General features: G+C 66.2%; 1 protein-coding gene. It reads right to left on the reverse strand.

The genetic code is table 11. The features are described 5' to 3' along the window. A partial coding sequence (locus GTW58_RS13140) for an alanine racemase (protein WP_209436579.1) occupies positions 1-825 on the reverse strand: 825 nt, incomplete at its 3' end. Positions 826-874 lie beyond the last annotated feature (49 nt).

Below are 874 nucleotides of genomic sequence, written 5' to 3' on the forward strand. Positions count from 1 at the left end.
GGCCAGTCGAGGCCCCTCGGGGGTGTCCTCCGCCCTGAGCCCCAGCCCGTCGGCACGCCACGTCTCCGTTGCACCGCCCGCCAGCACCGCGGCTTCGTGCTCATTCCAGAAGGTGGCCCACTGGTCGGCGTCGTCCAGGTAGGACATCGGCACTCCCCCACCCATGTCGATGAACGACGGCGCATGGCCACGTTCACGTAACCGGTCGAAGAACTCAATGGCTTGAGCGAGTGCGACGGAACGATCCGCAGGCGAATATCCGTGGAGGTGGAAGTGGATACCGTCCAGACGGAATCCAGCGGGTCCCGAAGGATGCTCGTCCAGAAAGGACAACCAGGCCCGGGAAGTTTCCCCGAACCGTGTGGGGGCCATTCCGTCCACGGGCTCTGGCGCCATGCGCAGGACCACGGGTGCGGGCTCGGGCAGCTCGGCACCCACGCGTTGTGCCAGAAAGGCCTCGTCCAGGTTGTCCAATGCCACCGGAACACCGTGTTCCATGGCCAGACGCAGCAGGCGCTCCGGTTTGACGGCCGCCGTGAGGACGATGTGTGACGGGTCCATTCCGGAGTCCAGGACTTGGCGCAGTTCCCGTTCGCTGCCGACGTCGATCCCGTGTCCCAGGGCCTTGACGGCTTCCACCAGACCCAACGTCTTGTTGGCCTTTCGTGCCACGAAGACCCGGACGGATACGCCATGGCGGTCACCGGCCTGGATCATGTCCCGCGCATTGCGTTCCAGGGACGTGAAGTCGTGGACGTTGACCGGACTGCCGTGGGTTTCCAGCAGCCGGTCACACTCGCGGGGATCAGCGAGCAGGTCCCGCATCCAGGGTTCCAGCCTGGCCGTCAACGGTGGGGAGCCGTGGGCACCCGCG

The organism is Kocuria subflava (assembly GCF_012163155.1).
Lineage (GTDB): Bacteria > Actinomycetota > Actinomycetes > Actinomycetales > Micrococcaceae > Kocuria > Kocuria subflava.